The sequence below is a fragment of the Streptomyces zingiberis genome (assembly GCF_012034935.1).
Taxonomy (GTDB): domain Bacteria; phylum Actinomycetota; class Actinomycetes; order Streptomycetales; family Streptomycetaceae; genus Streptomyces; species Streptomyces zingiberis.
Map to the genome: position 1 here is coordinate 35,553 of NZ_JAATEN010000023.1, position 19,670 is coordinate 55,222.

The 19,670-nt window shown below is 67.2% G+C and carries 12 protein-coding genes and 1 tRNA gene; 1 reads left to right on the forward strand and 12 read right to left on the reverse strand.

Going from position 1 to position 19,670, the window contains the following annotated elements; all coding sequences use genetic code 11:
* Window positions 1-183: 183 nt before the first annotated feature.
* Window positions 184-256 (reverse strand) — tRNA-Arg (locus tag HCK00_RS22920).
* Between the two features lie 210 nt (window positions 257-466).
* Between HCK00_RS22920 and HCK00_RS22925 the strand changes: the two genes are divergently transcribed.
* Window positions 467-1,357: a DUF5655 domain-containing protein gene (locus tag HCK00_RS22925; RefSeq protein ID WP_168103923.1), complete on the forward strand. Its 891-nt coding sequence runs from the start codon at window positions 467-469 to the stop codon at window positions 1,355-1,357.
* Between the two features lie 275 nt (window positions 1,358-1,632).
* On the opposite strand, the gene HCK00_RS22930 is transcribed toward HCK00_RS22925, so the two are convergent.
* The 11 genes from HCK00_RS22930 to HCK00_RS22980 form a co-directional block, all read right to left on the reverse strand.
* Complete coding sequence (locus HCK00_RS22930) at window positions 1,633-2,709, reverse strand: hypothetical protein (RefSeq protein WP_168103924.1); 1,077 nt, start codon at window positions 2,707-2,709, stop codon at window positions 1,633-1,635.
* Window positions 2,710-3,125: 416 nt separating this feature from the next.
* Entirely contained in the window at window positions 3,126-4,649 is a 1,524-nt protein-coding gene (locus tag HCK00_RS22935; protein WP_311765441.1) for a gamma-glutamyltransferase, read from the reverse strand.
* A gap of 110 nt (window positions 4,650-4,759) precedes the next feature.
* A complete protein-coding gene (locus tag HCK00_RS22940; RefSeq protein ID WP_168103926.1) occupies window positions 4,760-7,909 on the reverse strand; it encodes an RNaseH domain-containing protein in 3,150 nt (1,049 codons plus the stop codon).
* 39 nt (window positions 7,910-7,948) lie between these two features.
* Complete coding sequence (locus tag HCK00_RS22945) at window positions 7,949-11,260, reverse strand: hypothetical protein (RefSeq protein ID WP_168103927.1); 3,312 nt, start codon at window positions 11,258-11,260, stop codon at window positions 7,949-7,951.
* Window positions 11,257-12,504, reverse strand: coding sequence for a restriction endonuclease-related protein (locus HCK00_RS22950; protein ID WP_168103928.1), 1,248 nt, complete (start codon window positions 12,502-12,504; stop codon window positions 11,257-11,259). Before HCK00_RS22950 ends, HCK00_RS22945 begins: the two co-directional genes overlap by 4 nt.
* Window positions 12,505-12,513: 9 nt before the next feature.
* Window positions 12,514-13,785 (reverse strand): helix-turn-helix domain-containing protein, encoded by a 1,272-nt coding sequence (locus tag HCK00_RS22955; protein WP_277348291.1) that lies wholly within the window; start codon window positions 13,783-13,785, stop codon window positions 12,514-12,516.
* 197 nt (window positions 13,786-13,982) lie between these two features.
* Window positions 13,983-15,353: an SPDY domain-containing protein gene (locus HCK00_RS28555; protein WP_168103930.1), complete on the reverse strand. Its 1,371-nt coding sequence runs from the start codon at window positions 15,351-15,353 to the stop codon at window positions 13,983-13,985.
* Window positions 15,354-15,416: 63 nt separating this feature from the next.
* Complete coding sequence (locus HCK00_RS22965) at window positions 15,417-16,550, reverse strand: DnaB-like helicase N-terminal domain-containing protein (RefSeq protein WP_168103931.1); 1,134 nt, start codon at window positions 16,548-16,550, stop codon at window positions 15,417-15,419.
* Window positions 16,550-17,815, reverse strand: a complete 1,266-nt coding sequence (locus HCK00_RS22970) for a DNA cytosine methyltransferase (protein WP_311765445.1) — start codon at window positions 17,813-17,815, stop codon at window positions 16,550-16,552. Before HCK00_RS22970 ends, HCK00_RS22965 begins: the two co-directional genes overlap by 1 nt.
* A complete protein-coding gene (locus HCK00_RS22975) occupies window positions 17,815-18,687 on the reverse strand; it encodes an adenine nucleotide alpha hydrolase family protein (RefSeq protein WP_206320773.1) in 873 nt (290 codons plus the stop codon). Before HCK00_RS22975 ends, HCK00_RS22970 begins: the two co-directional genes overlap by 1 nt.
* A 23-nt stretch (window positions 18,688-18,710) precedes the next feature.
* Window positions 18,711-19,649, reverse strand: a complete 939-nt coding sequence (locus tag HCK00_RS22980) for an alpha/beta fold hydrolase (RefSeq protein WP_168103933.1) — start codon at window positions 19,647-19,649, stop codon at window positions 18,711-18,713.
* Between the last annotated feature and the right edge of the window lie 21 nt (window positions 19,650-19,670).

Consider the following 19,670-nt stretch of genomic DNA (forward strand, 5'->3'; position numbering starts at 1 on the left):
CCCGGCGGCCGGTACTTCCTCGCGCGGGCGCTCGCCCGGGGCGGCGGCCGACCGTGGTGACAGCGCCACCCGGCGCAGCCGTGGCCCCGACTCGCCGTCCTGACAGGCACGTGGCCAATCGGCGCTGTGCTCCGCGCGCATCAGAAAGCCTCTCACCCATCTATGCTGGTGAGAGGCTGTTTGCGCCCCCGGCAGGACTCGAACCTGCGGCCAAGTGCTTAGAAGGCACGTGCTCTATCCGCTGAGCTACGGGGGCTGACCTGCGCGGACGCAGTCTTCCGGGCGCTCGTCCCCGGTACCTGTGGGACGTATGTGGGATTCGGCGATCCCTGGGACCCGTGGGACGCTGGTGCGCCCCCGTGGCCCCGAGGTAGCTTCTCACACCATCTTCACTCGCCCGCAGGGTCTCGCGGAAACAATCTTGCCCCTTCCTGGCGTTCTCGATCTTCGAGTCGAGGAGGGGAAGGTGTCGGGCCTGAAGCTGTTCCACGCGACGGACAGCAGCGTGACCGAGGTCGTGCCGCGTCTTGCTGACGTCGAGGCGGATGTGCAGGGTCTCGTCGAGGCGCACATGGAGGCGATGCTGGGGGTGCAGTTTCTGGCGAGCGAGTACGTCATCGACTGTGCCGACGGCGGACGGATCGACTCTTTGGGCCTTGACGAGAACGGGGCGCCGGTGGTCGTCGAGTACAAGCGCGGCACCGATGCCGGGGTGATCAACCAGGGCCTCTACTACATGTCGTGGCTCATGGCTCACAAGGACGCCTTCCGGCACCTGGTCCGCGACCGGCTCGGGGTATCGGCCGCGTCCCAGGTGCTGTGGAGCGCACCCCGGCTGATCTGTGTCGCCGGCGACTTCACCCGTTACGACGCGCACGCCGTACGCGAGCACCGGCGCAGCATCGACCTTGTCCGCTACCGGTTCTTCGGCAAGGACTTGATCGGCCTTGAGACCGTGGCTTCCGTCACCGGCCGGACGCCGGCCGTGAGGCGGGTACGTCGGGGCGCGGCCGGGCTGCCGCCCGTCCGCGGGCAGGGCGGGGCGCTGGCGGAGCTGGCCGAGGCGGTCGATGAGGTGCTGCTCGGCCTCGGGGACGGCGTCAGCCGGGTGCAGCGCAAGCAGTACCGGGCGTATCAGCGCCTGCGGAACTTCGCCTGCGTCTGCCCGCCCCAGAAGACCAAGCTCCTCGTCTACCTCAAGGCCGACCCGAAGGAGGTCGACCTCGTGCCCGGCTTCACCCGGGACGTGACGGGACTGGGCCACCACGGCACGGGCGACCTGGAGGTGCAGTTGCGCTCCGAGCGGGACGTGGAGCGAGCTGTGGACCTCTTCCGCGCCAGCTATGCGGCGGCGTAGCAGTCCGGTGCGTCTGTGACGTGAGCGGGTGCGGGACTGGGCCGCTGTGGATGTTGGGGTGGTCGTGCCTTCCGAAGTACGGGCAGATAGTGGCGGTGGACCATCAATGATGCGCGGGATCGCCGGTTTGGCTAACCGGCGATCCCGCGCTATGTTGCTCCGCTTTGCAGCAGCGTGCGTTCCCAGGCATCTGCGCCTTCCTTTCCTTTCGCTGGACGCACATCGCAGGGCAACGGATTAGGCAATTGATGCGTCGCAGGAAAGTTGAGTGATTCTCAGCGAAGGCTGGTGACGGCGCCGACCGGTAGGTCCGGAACAGGAGATCCGCCGCGCTCGAGCCAGCGGTAGACCCAGGTGGGCACGGGGAGGGCGAGCTGCTGCCGGGCCGCGTAGATCGCTGGGCGGTGCTCCTGGATCCGCTTCAGGCGGTCGCCGCGGCGCTGGATGGCGCGAACCTCCAGCACTCCGGGCCGCTCGGCCAGGGCGGCGGTGATGGTGGTGCACTGATCGCTGTAACCGGGCGGCAGATGGCAGTTGCAGTGGTCGTCCAAGGGAGTGACGGGCAGGCCCCAGCCGGGTGCCGCGAGCAGCGCCATCAGCCGCCGGTGGCCGGTCGCGCCGGAACCTTCCGCGAACGTGGGGTCGATGATCCAGCGTTCGCCACCGCCGCGTTCGTGGTGGCCGAGCCAGCCGGTCACGGCCAGCGGCACCCCCAGGGTGCGGATCAGGCCGACCCGGCGCAACAGTCCGCTGGTCAGCCAGGCCGACACCGCGGTGCCCCGGCGGCCCGGCCGCCGGTAGGGGCGCTCGGCCGGGTGCCAACGGGCCGGCAGTTCGCGGTGACACGGCGTCATGCCGTAGGTGCCCATCTGCTGGTCCTGGACGTCGACCGCGCGCAGCCACTCGTCAGGGTCCAGACCCAGCAGGGTGACGGAGGCGGACGTGTCCAGCATGCGCAGCACCACCTGCCCGCCGCCGACGTGGGTACGGGCCCCGGGCACCCCCTTGATGTCTCCGTACTCGTCGGCGCGTGGCAGCAGCACCTCGGCCAGGTCAAGGGCCTGGGTCTCGTCCGGGTCGCGCCGCTCGACCGAGTCGGCCTCAAATCGGATCAGGAGGCGGTCGGGGCGCGGGTCGACGTGTTCAATGCCCCACGGGTGCAGAGTGGTGATCCGACGCCAGGCCAGTGCGGCCATCACCCGTGCCTCCAGCAGTAGCTGGTCGGCGTCCGGCTGTGGGATCAGCAGGGAATCAGGCGCGGCGGCCTCGACCCGGCGCCGGGCGGACTGCCAGGGCAGCCCGGTGTACAGGCGCAGCAGTTCAGCGCGGCGTTCGATGGTAGTTGTCTTCATGACTCGGAGCCCCTCAATACCGCGGAGCCGTCCCGACACGGCGCGCGCGGCTGAGAGCCACGAGGAACAAGGACCATGCAGCGGTGCCGGCCGAGTTGGCTTCTCCACGGTGTGCTCGATGTCGGGTCGAGCACGGGGCAGGGACCCCGCCGGGCCCACCACTTCGGATTCGACCACATCGACCGGGGGCGGGCCCTGGTCACCGGGGTGACGCACCGCCGCGTCACCCGAATGGCGCACTGTCGGTTGCCAGCCGTCGCTGAGAATCACTCAGCCTTCCCTGCGACGCATCAGCAATCAGCCGCCGCGACGCAGATCCCCATCTCCATGATCACTTGAGACCATGCGTCGGAGTGAGCACCGTGGCGCGGGACCGTGCGCAGCATTGACCGGTCAGCGCTCGTGAAGCCCCGCATTCAGCGGCGGCGGTAAGGAAGGTCGTCCCGGCGCAGGGCAAGGTAGGTCTCCGGGGTTGCGGCTTCCAGCAGGCCCGGATGGTCATCGAGGTCGAGTCGAGGTTCTTGCTGGTCTGGGAGAAGGTCGCTCCACTCTTGGTCCGCGCCCTGGTCGTATGCCTGGCGGACGAGCCTTCGGAGCTGAGGGCGGGCCTCTTCCTGCTGCTCGCGGAAGATGCGCCGCTGGGTGCGGCGGCGCTCCTCTTCGGCTTCCTCGTCGGCTGGTTCTTCGGCGAAACGTTGATCTTCGGCGCGCAGTCCGGGGGTGCGTTCGGCGATCATCCGGTCCTCGTGGTGCAGTCGTGCGCAGGCAGCGAACAGGCGGCGGGACATGCCCAGGTGCAGTTCGGTGCCGGGGATACGGCAGGTGAGGAAGTCGTCGAGACCGATCAGACGTGCCCCCTCACGGAGGGATTGTTCGTCGCCCAGGTTGCTGGCTGCACCGCGGGCGTCGGCGCGCAGGGCGCGTGTGGCGTCGTCTCCTTCCAAGGGGGTGGTGATGCCCTCTCTCCGACGGCGGCGGGTGGTGCGGTCGGCGGCCAGAGCGATGGTGCGTAGTTGGGATGGTGGCGCGGAGCGCAGGGCGAGGTAGACCAGCATCTGTGTGCGGGCTGTGCCCATGAGGGCGTCGTCGCTGGCGCCGAGGTGGTCTTCGGGGCTGCCGGGAATGGTCGCCGTGGGGCAGATGCCGCCGGTATCGAGAGGTGGTTGGCCGGGGTGCTGGTCGTGGTCGATGGTGAGGAAGAGGTCGCCCTGGGGTTGTACCGCTGCACCGACCAGGATCCGGCGGTGGGCGTAGGCGTGGAGAATCTTGCTTCCTTCGCTCAGCTGCTTCCAGCCATCCCTGAGGGTCGTCTTGCCGACGTTGCCGCCTTTCGCCTCGATGAGCCAGTACGCGTTCTCCGCCTCGTGTAGGCCCCACAGGTCCGGCAGGCGCCGGGTGGGGTCCTTGAAGGTGTCGGCGAGCGCCGGGTGGGGGCCACCGTCTTCCAGGTGCCATGTCTGTCCAAGGCCCATCAGCGAGCGGCAGGCCCACTCGGCCATGGTCATGCCCAGCCGGTAGCCGAGGGCGTTCTTCGCGGTCCGCTCGGTGCCGTATTCGTAGACCGCGTTGAGGGTCAGGCGCCGCCCCACGCTATGCGGGAGGGGGTGCTTAGGCGTGACATCGTGAAGACCGAGATATGCATACAGCGGGGAGACCCGGGCGACGAGTTCACCCCGCGCGAGCTGCGGAACCTGCTGCAGGTTCGGCGTGACGTCGCGGCCCACCTCGGTCGCCGCTTTGATGATCTCCCGCCACGTGGTGGTGGGGGCATACCACCCGTCGCCGGCCGGGAAGGCAGCTGCTGTGTCCCAGGGTGCGTGCGGGGCGGTGCGCCACTGGGGATAGGGGCGCCGTGCCGGGCCGTCGCGGAACAGCACAGGTATGTCCAGGCTGTCGGCGTAGACGGGGGGCGGAGCGTCGTTCACGTGTGCGGGAATCACGCCAGTCACTGTGGCACCGGCTGTCTTTCTCTCGTGTCAACCTTGCGTGGCTGGTCGGAGTTGATCGCGTTCGGGGGCTCTGAATGCGGAACGCTCGTGCGTGCCGGTATTCAGCGGGCTCCGGTGGCTGAGTCGATGATGTCCTTCTGTTCCTGGTCGGCGTCCCTGTTACTTGGGGCGGATCGCCTGTACTGGGGGTGGTCGAGGTCCATCTGGAGTGCGGCGTGCAGGGGGGCGGGGTAGCGGGTGCGCTCGGACCAGGCCATGGCCTGGTGGGAGAGACAGGCGGTGGCTCGGGCGAGGTCTTCCCGGGAGTAGCGCGGGTTGGTGAACATGGGATTGATCTCCCGGGTGGTGATGGAGTGCCAGTTGCCGTTGAGTTCACTCTCACCCCGCGTGTCCCTCTCGTCGCTGGCGCGCCAGCGGGTGCGGTCGTCCCCGAGGCGGCTGCGGTTGTGGGTACGGGATTCGCTGAAGAGGAACCAGGGGTGTCCCTCGGGCCGGTGGCCGGGCCAGGCGAGATACTGGCTGACCTTGATGAAGGGGTCCAGTCCCTTGGCCAGCCGGCTCTTGGTCATGCCCTCTTTCTCGGCGTAGACGAAGCGGGGAAGTTCGTCCTGCATGGTGTTGACGCGGATGTAGCTGATCGGGTGCAGACGCTCGTCCGCAATGTCCTGGTGCGGAGTCCATAGACGCCTGTCATCCTCGGGCAGACTGTCGCGGGTCAGGCCGAAGCTCCTGTTGTGGAAGCCAGGGTAAATGCGACGCCACGCATGGCCATCGAGCATGACTGCGAGATCGAGACCGGCCATTTCGGGCCTCTGCTGGAGCTGAACCAGCGCACGGGCCGCGTCGCTGCCGACCTCGCACCACCGGTCCATTCGCGTCTTGCTCGCGTCTCTTTCGTTGTGCAGGGGATAGTTCTTGGCGTGGAAGGCGGTGTTCGCGTCGTAATACGGGGCCCAGGTGTTGGTGATGTTGCTCCAGCCGAGCATGGACCACACACCGCCGGGCTTGCTGGGTGGGATGAGCACAGCAGCAGTGGTGATCCAGAGGGGCTCGCCCCGGTAGCTGTTGCTCTTGGTCTGCATCCGGCAGTGCAGGCCGCAGTAGGCGATGCGGGGCAGCGGGTTCTTCTCGGGGTGCAGGATGGCCTCGTACCGGTCGTCGACAACGCCGAGGCTGCGGTGCATGTCAAGGACAGCGGCGAACGCGGCGTGGTCCTTGTGGTACTCCTTCTTCTGGGGCTGAATCTCGGTCAGGACGCGTTCGGCCGTTCCCTTGCGGTACTGGAGCCTGGCGCCGATGGTGAATTGGCTGGGCACGCGTGCTTCAGCGAAGAGACCACGCACCGCATGCTTGGCGTCCTTCTCGTTCCTCTCGCTCTCCTCAGCCCTCTTCCGCATGCGGCTGCCGTTGGCCGGCGTGTTTGCACCGTCCTGGTCGGCGCGGGGCATCTCGGTTTCGCACCAGACAACCAGGCGGGTCCCCGGCTCCTTGTAGCGGTTGATGATCGCGTTGACTTCAGCGCGGCGGATGCCAGCGCGTCCTGTGCCGTGCTGAAGGAGTTCTTCTGCCTTGTGAAGCACCAGGCGGATACCGGGGCGGAGTTCGACCTCGCTGAGTGAGGGTTTGATCGTCTCCGGATCGATGCCATAGGCGCAGGCGAGGGCCTGCACCATGCGCCGACGCGTGGGGTACCGGTACCACAGGCCGAGATACACCAGCTCGCTCTCACCCTGATTTTCGATGGAGCGCTGAATGGATTCTGGGGAGGGGAGGCCGACCTTGTCCTGGAAACGGGCAGCCGCCTTCTTGCTGCTCTCGTCGTCGCTTGCCTTCCCCTGCGCCCACTGCAGGTGGGATGTGTCCTGGAAGTACCGCTTGCCGAAGCCTTTGCTGTCACTGACCAGGGTCATCACGGGTACCGCGCCGCTTTCGCTGTCACTTTCGCCGCTCCCGGTCAGTTCCGGGGCGAAGGAGGCGTGGAGGTGCTCCATGATCAGACGGTGGTGATGGGTGCCGGTGCCGGTGCCGACACCGTTGCTCTTGGGCATGGTGGCATGCAGGGGCCGGACCTTGCCGGGCGCCTCCATGGTGAGTGATTCGTCCTTGTTGCGTTTGTCGATCTCCGTATTGGCCCGGGTCTGGACAGCGAGCAGGCCCGTGTGGTCGACGTCCAGACGGGCGGCGATCTCCAGTCCGTATCGGTTGGCGGACTTCAAGCCTCCGGGGCCGTCCAGCTTGAGGGAGAGGACCGGCTTGTCGCCGCCGCAGTCAACCATGGCGGTCTTGGCGTAGATGACGGCGTTGCTGATGCGCCGGTTGCTGCCGTGGAAGTGGATGACGGGGTTGGCGTAGCCGGTGAAGGTGGCCATCTTGGTGTCAACGCGGGAGAGCGCGTAGTCCCGGGAACTCCAGTCATCGGGGAGTTCGGACCAGTTGTCAGCGATCTGTTGTGTCGCTTCGGCGCTTGGGGGGTGTCCGATGTGTGCGAAGGCAGGTCCGAAGGGGTGGTCCCAGGCGATGACGCTGCCGTCGCTGAGTGGTCGGTAGGCGAGCGTGACGGCGGTTTCGGTGTCCTTTGCCCATCCCGCTTGCCGGGGCTTGGCCGTCTCCCCTGATTCCTTCTCGTCCTCTGCCTGTTCGGACTCCTCGTTCTTCGGGATTACCGGCTTCATGGCGTACTCGGTGAAGTGAGTCCCGGCGAACTTGTCGGCCATGCACCAGCGCACGGCCTGGTAGGCCCAGTCAGGCGGGTTGGGGGCCAGGCTGCCGCGGTTGAGGATGACATCGGCCAGGGAGAGCTTCGCCGGCGTGGTGGCACGGACGAGGCCCGGCAGTGTGGACTTCCCGGTGTCGGAGGCGCTGTCGAGCGACGTGCCCTTGACCGCGGCTTCGAGGTAGGTAAACAGCTTGGCGAGCTTGCCGGGGTCGATCTCCTTGAGGGAGATCATGTAGCGGAAGTGCTTGTCGAGGTAGACGTAGCCCTCGGCGAGGGCTTGCAGGGCGGTGGTGGCAATGCTGAGCGGCCACAGCATCGCCGCGTCCACACCCTCGGGGAGATTCTTGTTCTTCCGGCTCTCCCCAGCCCACGCAACATACTTGTGCCACTCGACGAGAATCTCCGGCTTGTCTTTTCTTCCTTCTCCGCCGAAGTCGCTCCAGTCGTGGAAGGACCACACGTACGCGTACTGGCCGGCCAGCACAGCGTCGTTCAGGAGGAGAGAAGAGGTGTAGATGGTGGTGAGCTTGGCCATGCGGCTGCCGGAACCTCTCTTCGATTAGACCGGCCGGGGTCAGGAGAACGAGTGCGAGACCTCGGCGTAGCGCAGGAATTCGATGATGGCTCGACCGTACAAACGGTTCATCATCTCGCGTTCCTCCGGTGACCAAGCATCGTAGATGAGCCGGATGACCTCTGCGAGGCCCGTCGTGTATTTGGTGCCCAAGGCGGCCTGATCGACTACGAATAGATCCATGTCGGTGTCGCCGCGTCGTGCCCGTCCGGCAAGTTGGATCAGCTCCACGAGCATGGAGCTGATCAACTCCATCTGAAGGTCTTGATGCATGCTGGAGAACCGCGTGGGAGAGCGCAGGATTTTGACCAGGTGCTCGCGGGATGCGGTGCGGGCGTGCTCGATCGCCTCGTACGGGTCGTCCCCGCTGAAGGAGCGCGCGGCACGTTGGCCGCATGCGTTGACGCTGCCATGCATCCATGCTGGGTCCTCGATGCTGAGGACTGGCCGGACGCACAGGTAGACGTCGCTGATGGCCGAGCGGGTCTCGACCACGATGTTCAGGCCGCGGGCGATCCGGGCCATGGGGGCAATGAGGATGTCACCGAACTCGTGGAAGTCCTCCAGTTCCTCGGCAACGATCGCGCGCACCCCCTTGGGGAGGATGTTTCTGTACTCCGCGAGATCTTCACGGCGCAGCAGCACGCATACGCGATGTGTCATCCCCTCCGCCTGCGCCATGCCGATGGCGAGGTAGAGCCCTTGCTTGTAGCCGTTGACCTGGAGGATGCAGCGGGCTCGGTCGGGGTCGTTGCGGGCAAGCCAGTCCAGACGCCCCCGAAGCTGTTGTTCGTAGATCGCCTGGCCCATCTCCCGCAATGCCGAGAGCTTGTGCTCGTCGTAGAGGCCGGCGATCTGAATTCCCTCTCCGCCTGGCACGTCGCTGTTGGTGACGGGCAGTCTGTTGGCCCTGATGGACTCCTTGACGTCGGGCATCCACCAGGCCACCGGAGCGTGGACGTGCTCTCCGGAGGCGTGGGGGAAGAACGCAGTGGCCGACAGGCCAAGGACGGGACGTCGTACCCCGGCCGCCATCAACGAGGTCAGACGGCCGAGTTCGCCGATGAACGTGTGAGGGTCACCGATGGTGGCGCTCTCGCGGAGTTCGGCTGTCGGCTTGCTGTCGTCACCGATTCCGGTCACCTGGTATCCGTGGATGTCGCGGCCCAGCATGCCGGTCGGGTACAGCTTGGAGACCGTGCTCCGGTAGGTCATGGCGAGGATGTCCCGGGCTGCGGCGCTGTCGTGGTCCTGGACCTTCTGCGCCTGTTCACGCAGGAGAGAAAGTGCCTGTCCCAGTTCCAGCAGGATGGCGCGCACGGTGATGAGGTTGACGAGACGGGCACGTACGGTGTCCTCGGTGACCGTCTCCTCAATGGACTCGTGGATGGCCTGCTTTACAGGAAGCAGGTTGTGCCGGCCGCGTGGGGAGACAAGGTCGTAGAGCTGGTCGGTAAGACGCTCCCAATCGGCTCCCTCCGGCATCGGCAGCAGCTCGACGGGCTCGTCTTCGCCAGAGTCTTTGCCGGGCATGAGCTGGTTGAGCAGGCTGAACAGCTCATCGGGGATCGGCTCGTCGACGTCGTGATCGTCGGGGAACAGGTAGTTGATGATCTCCCGGTCCCGGGACGTCGCGGTCCGCCACCCCTTGTTGTCGCGGTAGGCGTCGTCCTTGTCGTCCCGGGCTTTGGTGAGCGCGGGCGGGTTGAGGATCAATTGTTTGTTCGCCAGCCACAGAAGCAGGTTCTCGGCGGTCAAGCGGGCGTGGCTGAGGGGGTTCGTGAGCAGTTCGCGCAGGTGCGGGGGGAGATTGCGCCTGTCGTCATCGACGATGTCCAGCAGCGACTTCTTCATCAGAGACGCGAGGACCGCTTCCTTGGCGCATCCCTTGATGGCACTCAGCTGGAGGGCGTCCACCTCGTCCACGACGAGCAAATGACACATGCGTGCCATTGCTTCGAACACGGACGCTCCACGGGTCCCTCGGGGCTTGTTCTGGAAGGAGTCGCCGTCGAAGACGACTCCGGTTCGCAGAGTTCCTTCCACGAAGTTCATGTGGTTGGTGATGATGACGCTGGCACGGGTCGCCTCGTAGAGGGGCCGGAACTTGTCGCACACCGGGATGAACGGACAGGCGTAGGTGCCACTTTCTCCGGGCTTGCTCAGCGTCAGGCAGTTCTCCTCGCCGGCCGGGAACGGGTCCTGGACCGTCATGTACGCCTTCTGGGCGCACGCGTAGCCCACTTCGGCGAGATCTTCCAGGTTCTTACCGTCCCACTGCTCGATGGGCGTGTCCTTCATGAGCGCCCCGTACTCCAAGGCACGTTCGTGCCGCTTGGCCGGGGACATCAGCGCAGCGCAGGTCTTGGGCTCAGGGAGTTCCTCCAACTGGTACAGCCAGTCGAGATCGCTGCCGATGTCCCGCTTCATCTTCAAGGTGGCCTTGACGTCCGGGACGACAATCCCCAGACGCAGGTCCCGCTTGGCCATCAGCGCGGCCAGCACCCGCACCAGGACCGTCTTCCCACTGCCGGTGGGCGCGTTGAGGATCTGGAAGCTTCCGTTCATCAGCTCAAGGGCCTTGACCTTGCCGCTGGGGCAACGGAGCTTCTTCAGGAACTTCTTCACGGTCCGGCGGATGTACTTGGTCCCGGCCCTGCGTTCGGGACGGCTGAGGAGTTCGGCGACCTCCAGGATCTCTTTCTTGCTGAACGAGAGCTCGGGTGTCTCAGGGACGGTGACGATGTGGGGAAGGGCGTCGTGACCGGGGGCCTCGTCGAAGTCCGGGGCTGAGGGGAAGGTGAGGCCGACAGCGGCCCGGCCGAGATCCTTGCCGAGGTAGGCGACGCGGGTCGTGTAGTGGCCGGGGCCGGCGAATTCCAGCGCGCGCGGGCGTTTGCCCATGGTGTAGTAGCCGCGAATGATGCTGCCGGCGTAGTCCAGTGGCGGCTCGGGCAGGTAGCAGAGCACATGCCCGGTAGTGCCGTCGGAGGGCAGCGCAAACAGTCCGTCGGTCAGGTCCACGGAATGTTCGCTGTCGTCGCCGAGCATGGCCCGGAACGCAACGCGGACAGCGTCGGCCGACGTGTAGGAAGAGGGCAGCTTTCTGACGACACGCGCGAAGACGCGGTATTCGTCTGTGGTGAGCTGGTCCCATTGTTTCAACGACCAGGGTTTGCGTTCGGCGAGCAGGGCCACGTGCCGGAAGGACGCGATGGGAGTGCCGTCGTCGCTGGTTGCCGGGAAGAGGTGGCTTGCCAGGGCGAACGCGGCGAGGAGGGCGTCCTGTTCGGGGGAGCGTCCGCTGCTCACATGTACTCCTTCAGGCGGTCGGTGAACAGGGCCAGGAAGTCGGACGCGGCCATGGCCGTCATACCAATGCGTTCACGGTGGATGACGGATGTGAGGTAGCCGACCTGCTGGCGGCGGTGGTCGGGCACTACGAGCCAGGTGGCTCCGCCCTTGTCCCCGCGGTCCTCGATGAGCTTCTTGGCCAGGGTTCCGGGCCAGGTGTAGTCCTTGACGTCGATGGAGAAGACGACCGTGTCACCGTCTTTGACCTCGATGTCGACGCGGTCGTTGTCGGGCCAGACCTGGACCGTCAACCGTGTCCCGGCAGCGGCTTCCTTCAGGACGTCGGCAAGCCTGAGTTCCGGGAGTCCGGGGATGCAGGTGCTGCGCCAGACACGTCGCACCAGCGCACGGTATCCCTCAGCAGGCCGGGCCCTTGGGGTTTCACGTGATGCTCCCGTATAGAGCGGCATCTCGGCCTTGCTGGGGATGTAGATGCGGTCCTCGGCATGGAGGACCGGGGCCTGGTCGCGGGTGGCAGTGAAGGTGAAGCGGGCTCCGGTGTCCTGGTGCCACGGGTAGAGGCATCTGACGGCGTAGGTCCTGCCGTCGTCGTGCGGAATCACCTGCATGGGATAGGCGCACGCGGGACATCCGAACCACCACTGCCGCTTGTAGAGGCAGTAAGAGGGGATGTCCTGATAGAAGACCTGAGCCACGGCAGGAGGGAATCCGAGTTCCTCCAGCTGTTCCTTGTCGCAGACAGGGTATTCGATGATGTTCCGGCGGTGCCGCTCGTAGAGGCCGCCCTTAATGGCTTTGAATACCTGCTCCTGGCCGAACTCACTCTCGAGCTCGAAGTGAGTAAACCTCTCCCCGCGTCTCTGCTTCTTGTCGGCGATCTTGAAGATCTCCGCGGCTTCCCATAGCAGGTCGCATCCCTCCTGGGTGGACACGCCCACACTGTCGAGGAAGCGGAGGTTGCGCAGGGGGCCCGTGAGTGCCTCTTCGGGGAAGATGCCGACGAGGCTTCCGGCCTGGTCCCCGGAAAGACGATCGAGAAGGTCCCGGAAGGTGACGCGGTGCCCGGGGCCGACCGTCGCCATGATCACTCCCTGGGCCTCCATTAGCTTCTCGACGCGCTGCCCGGAGGAGAGACCGTCGTTGTAGCGGGCCTCCTCGCACAGTACAAACGCGCTGGCGGCCCGCAGGACTGTCTCGTCGAACTGCCATTGGTCAGTGTGTGCTTCGCCGTGCTCGGACATGCGGGCAGCCTACGAGCCACCACTGACAGTCGGGGTCCGGTACTGCGGCGGGATGAGGTCTTCAAGGCCGTCGGTGGGGACCGTCGGATACAGCTCGCGGTACTGGGAGAGGTAGTCGGCGATGTGTCTCCAGCCGGAGGCTGAGGGATACCAGGCGTGCCGCCCCCAGGTTGCTCCGTCGGGGAGTCTGTGTTCGAGGTAGCCCCGAGAGGGTGCTTCCTGGCCGGGACCGGTTTTGACCGTCAAGTGGAGGCGAGCCCGGCCGACCAGGTCGTAATCGCCGCCGTCCTGACTGGCATAGGCAACGCGCACCAATGTGCGCCACAACCACACCGACATCATGGGGGCGGGAGTGCTCTGGCTACGGGAAACGCCGAGGCCGGCGCGGGCAACTGCCCTACCCCGCTTGGTCATCTCGACCCGGGTCCGCTTGATCAGCCCGGCTCCGGGAATCGTGACGGTGTCGTGGTGAACAGTGATCAGGCCGCGCCGATTCAGTGCGGCGATGGAGGGGCCAGTGCCGGGGTCATGGACGCCGCGGTCGCGGAGGCGTTCCTGAAGACGGCTGTAGCCAGTGATCTCCGGCGGGGCGTAGAGGGCGAGCGTCATCTTCCGCCACTCGGCGGCGGGGCGGCGCTGGCCGGTGTGCGCGTAGCGCTCACGCTCTGCCCGCTGTTCTTCCATGTCTTGGAGGAAGCAGGCTTCCAGGTAGATCCGCTGGCGGTCATTGAGACTGTTCCACGTTTCCGTGTGGGTGGAGAGTTCCGTGCGGGGTCCCGGCCTCGGCAGTACCGGGGCGGGCTCGTCAGGCCGGGTTCTGCGCCATGCATCAACGACCACGTGCTCGGGGAGCTTGTAAACCAAGGCGAGGGCCTTGGCCAGGCGGCCGGCGTGCTCGGGGGTGGAGCAGGCTGTACCGCGTACGGGCAGGCCGCGTTCAAGGCGGAGCAGCTTGGCGCTGTCGAAGCTGATGCCGCGCATGACTTTCCTGCCGGATACGGCCTGCGCCGCGTGGTCAGCACTGCTGAACCCGGCTTCTCGTCGAAGATCGCGGAGAGTCGCACTCCCCCTGGGGCGGTTCGTGAGGTAGTGAACATCGACCTTGAAGAAGCTCATCAGAGCGTGCAGTTGGCGGGCTTCCGGTTTGCGCTGACCACTCTCCCAGTAGGCGACGGTCCGCTGAGTGACGCCTACCGCGTCAGCGAGCGCGCGACGGCTCACTCCCCCTAGTTCCCGCAACTGCCGAAGAACTTCAGGTTTGAACGACTCTTCTCGTCCCATACCGCTTCAGAGAACAGCATGGAACAGTTCCACGCAACCGTCCGAAACAGCTAGAGTCCAAAAGATCCAAGAAAGATAGGTATTCGTCTCAGTGGTACGCAAGTCAGTTCTCGCCGAACCAGGGTTGCGTCCGTGCCGCGAGATAAGCCACCTGGCCGTGGCACGTGCAGTGATGGGCACGCCGAGCACAAACTCTGTCAGCGGGATCGGCTGGCCTGTCCCGTGGCTGCACTCGGAGGCGGTGCTGTGGGAGTGGTGATGGGGTGCATGGTGTGCCTCACCTTCACGGGGCTGTGCGTCCGGGGTCCGGTGCCGTGGGCGAGGGTCTCGGCGAGGTCGGCCAGCAGCGAGCTGGGGGTATAGGGGGATGCCGTGACGTTCCAGGTTGGGCGGTCGATGCTGGGGCCGGCCCAGAGGGTCCAGGTGACGAGCGTGCTGTTCGGCGTCTGGGCGGCGAAGGCGTCGAACTGGATGCCAGCGTCCCCGGACGGGGTTGTCCAGTGGATCCAGCGTCCGTCGATGGTGTGCTTCCATCCGGCGTCGGTGAGGGGCTTGGTGGCGGCGGTGACGGTCTTCTCGTTGACGGGGCTCCCGATGGCGGTGTCCCATCCGTCGCCTTCGGCGAGGTGGTGCAGCAGGGTCTGGAGCACAGGGGCGGGGGTGGTGCCGGTCGCGGTGAGGTGCCACATCCGGTCGGAGACGGGCGTCTCGTAGGCCGCCACGGTCCAGGCGGTCTCGCGGGGGTGGGCTTCGTGGACGCGCTCGATGCGCAGGGTCTGGGATTCGTGGATCGCGTGGGTGGTGTCGTCGGAGAAGGTGCGCCATTTCTCCCAGTCGCCGTGTGCCGCGAGGAACTGGTCGAGGAGGGCGTCGTGGTCGCCGGCATCGGCGGCGTAGGCGGGCACGATCTCCGGTTCCGGGGCGGGTGGTTCGGCTTCTGTGGCGGGTATGTCGAGCGAGGTGCGGGCTTCGGCGGCGGCGCGCTCGGTGTCGGTCATGGGCGCAGGGCCAGGGCGCATGGTGTCGCCGTGGAGGCGTTCGAAGGCTGTGAGGGCCTGGGCGGGTGAGTCGAAGGTGTCAGCGATCTGCCGCAGGTGGTTCTCGCCGTGGAGGTAGACGCTCTTGCCGCTGTCGCGGTACGTGGCGACGGCGACGGTGGTGCCGCTGTCGTCGGCGTGGGCGTGGATGATGAGCCGGCCGTGACGGATGTCGTCGTAGATCTTCTGAGCTTCGTTGGAGACCTCCCGGATCTCCGCCCGGGTGCACCAGGGCATCGGGTAGTTGGCCCAGGTCCATTCCTCCTCGATCGCTTCGCGGAGCCGGGGGGTGATCTCGGTGATGAGGCCGTCTACGGCCAGCGCCTGTGCGGCCTTCTCGGCCCAGTGGGGCTCTTCGTGGTCGATGCGGGCCATGACCAGGGTGTCTTCGTCGAGGATTTCGAAGCCGTGGGCGGTCAGCGCAGCGCGGGCCTGCCCTCGTTGAGGGCCGGTGATCGTGGCGGTGACGGCGCTGGTGTGGGTGGGGTGGGTGTCGAGGCAGACATATGCGTCGGTGGAGGGGGACGTCACGAAGGGTGCTCGCTTCTGCCGGTGGCCGGATCGTTGAAGGGCCGGCCACCGGCGGGTTCGGGGTCAGCGGGAGATACGGGCGGGTGGCACCGTGGTCCGTGGCGGGCCGGCCCTGGGCGGTGCGGTGGCCCTGGTGCGCGCGGGCGTGGTCGTGGGTGCGGGTGAGGTGGCGTGGTGCCAGCGGGCGCGTGCAGCGGACAGGTCGGCGAGCGCGCGGCGGCTGCCGACGACGAGCTGGTACGGCGTGATCGCCGGGTCGTCGGTGAACGCCTCGATACGGCGCCCCACTTGATGCGCGGTCGCCAGGACGGAGCGCTGGAGGATCCGCTCGCCCCAGTACTCAGCGGAACCGGCTGGCGCTCCGAGGAGGTCGAGCAGCTCTGCCGGTTCGGCCCCCGACGCGAGGAGGCCGCGCTGCTGGGCCTCCCACAGGACGGTGACCGGGTCAACAGGGGCACGGCGCCGGGCCAGAGCGGTCAGGCACTGCCACAGACCGGCGTGCAGAGGATGGGTGAAGTCGTCGGCGGTCAGCCACCGCATCTGCTCGACGTCAGCTGGGTGCGCTGTCGCGGTTGCGAGCAGCAGCCGCTCCTCCTCGAATGCTTCCTCATCGTTGTCGAAGTTGGCTGCCAGCGCGGGTGCGGGGGTGCGGGGCAGGTAGCCGGAGTGCGCCGGGAACCTGGCGGCGATGTTGTCCACTGCGCGGGTGAGGGCGTCGGCTGCGGCGAGGGTGGTGGGTACCGGGTGCGGGAGCGTGACGTCTGTCGCGGTCTGCGCGAGGCGCTCGGCGTGGGCGCGCAGGGTACGGCGGGCATGCTCGGTCTCGATCATCCGGGCGTACGCGGACGCGTGCTTGGGCCAGGGGCAGACCTGGATGAGTGTGTGCAGGTAGGAGGCGGTCAGTCCGCGGGCGTGCTCGCGGGCGGCGGTGAGTACCGCGTTCAGCCAGGTGGTGTCCTTGGCGTGCTGGTTTGGGTCGGGGGCTGGCAGGGCGCGGATTGCGGCGAACAGGGTGCCGTGCGCGTGGTTGGAGAACGAGTCGGGTTCGATCCCGGCTGCGTCGGTGAGGCGGTGGGGTTGAAGGAGGAGGGCGCCGAGGAGGGCCTGCTCGGCGTAGTACACGGGCTGGGACGGATGCGTGTCGGGCAGGTCGTCGAGGTCGTCCTCGGGTTCGTCGGGGGCGAGGGTGCGGGGCATCAGGCAGCCAGGGTGAAGTCGTCGGGGTCGAGGGACACGCGGAGGTGCGGGGCGAGGAGGTGGCCGGCGAGCAGCGGGGGCACAGCGTTGCCGATCTGGGAGAACTTCTGGCCCTTGTTTCCCTGCCAGGGGTAGTCGGCGGGGAAGGTCTGGAGGATGCCGGCTTCGCGGGCGGTGATCCGGATCGGCTCCGGCGCGGCCTGGGCCTCGTCCTCTGGCCGGGTGCCGATGGGCTCGGCGATCCAGGTGCACTCGTTCGCCCGATGCCCGAAGAACAGCGTCCCGGCCGGCTCCTCGATCGATCTGACGGTGGCGTTGGCCTGGTTGTTGCTGCGCAGGGACCAGGACCAGCGGTGTGCCTCGGCGGTGAACGTGGGAGCCGGGGCGGTGGCCGAACGGTTCTCTTTGGGGCGCGTGGCCCAGCCCGACCCTTCGCGCCGGGAGGCCAGGACGATCTCCGCGCCGACGCGGGGTGCCCAGGTGCCGCGATCGCGGGCGTCGGAGAGGGTCTTGCGTGAGCCGGAGGGGAAGGGCTCGGGGCCGCCTCCTGGTCCGCCGCCTGCACACACCGTGGGGACGGGCCGGTCGGTGGCGCCCCAGCCGAGAGCCTCGGCCATGGACACCCATCGGGCGCGGCCCGGCCCGAACAGTGAATGGGGCTCGGCGACCTGGGCGTGGGTGGGCGCGGGCGGTTCGGCCGTACGGACGCGGGAAGCGAGCAGGATCGCGCGCCTTCTCGTCTGGGGTACGCCGTAGTCGGCGGCGTTGAGAATGCCGGTCCACACAGAGAATCCCCACCGGCGGAGGATGGCCGCGTACTGGCGCCACAGCGGCAACACGTCGGGGACCTCCTCCATCGCGACCCACTCCGGTTCGCCCACCGTGTTCAGGGCGCGGAGGTAGCGCATGGGCTCGGCGGCCAGCAGGCTGCGCTCGTCCCGGCAAGAGGCGAGCAGCTTGGCGCGGGTATCGCGGCCGGCGGCGAGATCCGCGACGGCCTGGTGCACCAGCGGCTGGTCCACCAAGCCGAGGCGCTTGCCGGCCATCGACCACGCCTGACACGGAGGACTCGCAATGAGCCCGACGGTCCGTCCGAGGAACGGCCGGACGGGATACATGGCCACGTCCGTGCGAATCGTCAACTGCCCTGCTGCCGCACGGGTCTTGCAGGCCCACTCGTCCCATTCCAGCCCGATGTCCCGTACGCCGAGGACGTTCAGAGCGTGGCTCCATCCACCCGGTCCCGCAAACAGGTCCAGAGTGATCAAGAGGCCAGTCCGAAGTCGTCCTGGGCCAGCTCGACTTCACCGCGGCAGGCCCACGGGGAACAACCGTCGATGACGCCCTGCTCCAGTTCCTCAAGGTCCGGTCCGGTGTCGGTGAGTTCCTCCTGCATCGCCGCCCATTCGGCGGCGGTGACGTGGTCGATCGGGGCTTCGCTGAGAGGGACGCGGGAGCGGTGGAGAAACGCCTCACCGAGCAGCCTGTTGCCGGTGGCGTTGGCGCGGGCGTTCCCCTTGCGGATGGCCGCATCGAACTCCACCACGTCTTCCCATTCCTCAGGGGAGTTGTCGCGGATATTCCGCCATTGGGCGTTTCCGTGGAACGGGCACCCGAGGCAGCTCGACTTCGGGGTGTCGGCCAGCCCGAGCGAGGTCAGGTAGCGAACGCAGTCGGATCGCGACCAGCCCATATCGATGAGCGGGTGCCGGTTGCGCATGTACTTCACATCGGCGTCCTTGGCCCGATGGAATTCATCGGTGGAAATGCCGACCCACTGCTCGACGAACACGCCCTTGGGGATGCGTGCCGGATAGGGGTAGCCGAGGAGTTCCCGGACTTTCTTCTTGATCGGCTTTATTTTGTATTCCCCGGTGCATTGGCGCCTGGTCATACCGGGTCTGGCATCCTTGTTGAGGACGTAGAGCGGCATGGACGCGAATCGGTGGTCCGGGTCCAGGGCGTCCTTGCGAATGTTTCCGGAGGAGACGCGCAGGACAGGTATGCCTGCGGGTTCGGCTATCTCGCGTTCCAGGCGGTCTAGATGTGCATATACGGCCCTGGGTTCCCATCCTGTGTCGGCGAAAATCGCGTAGTCGACCTTGGGGAGAATTCGTTTGGCTGACAGGGCGAGCATGGCGCTGGACTGAATCCCGGCGCCTAGTGAAATTGCTCGGAAAGCGGGACGTTCGGAAATGACGGGTCCTTCGGGAGGTGAGAGTCAGCGTCTGGCCCGGTGGCGAGGTGGGCGATGCGCGCGCTGATGAGTGCGGGGTGGCGGATGGGCAGGGCGTGCGTGGTGCGCGGGAGGATCTCCAGACGGGACCTGCTCAGGCGATCGGCCAGCTGCCTCGTGTGGGTGGCGGGGATGTGCTGGTCGTCCGCGCCGGCCATCAGCAGCAGTCGCCCGCCGAGCTGCTCCAGCGTGGGCAGGTGGCGGGCCCGGTAGCGGCGGAGGGACTGCCAGAGCGCGGCGAGATCGGCGGTGGGTGTGTGGCGTACGCCGTGACGGCACGGCGGCGGCCCGTCGTCCGGCCCGGTGCCGGGGCGGGGGGTAAGGGTGTAGCGGTGGGTGTCCGGCAGCAGGCGTCGCACCCGGTCTACCGCCTGGGGTGCGTAGGCGCAGGTCAGGGCGAACAGGCTGCGTCCGGCGGCCAGAAGCAGGGCGCGCGGGCTGCGGCCGGGCAGCACGCTCGCGCCGTGGGCGGTGGCCGACAGCAGCACCATGCCCCGGATCCGGGGCAGAAGCTGGGGGTGCAGTGCGGCGAGTTCCTGGAGGACGAGTGCGCCCAGGGAGTGGCCGGCGAGCACCAGCGGTCCGGTGGGGGCGAGGGCGCGCAGGATGTGGTGCAGGTCGTCGGCGAGCTGCTCGATGGTCAGCGGTGCTTGGCCGCGCGGGGTGCGGCCGTGCGCGCGCTGGTCGTAGCGCAGCACGTTGAAGCCCAGGCTGGTCAGGTGCCGGGTGTGGAGGCGCCACAGGTCCGCGGTGACCGACGCGCCGTGCACCAGCACGATCGTTGCGCCGTTGGGCTGCGGGCGGGCTGGGATGTCGCGGTAGACGGACAGTGCCGTGCCGTCAGCGGTGGGGACCGACAACACCTCCGTGGCAGAACGCGGATT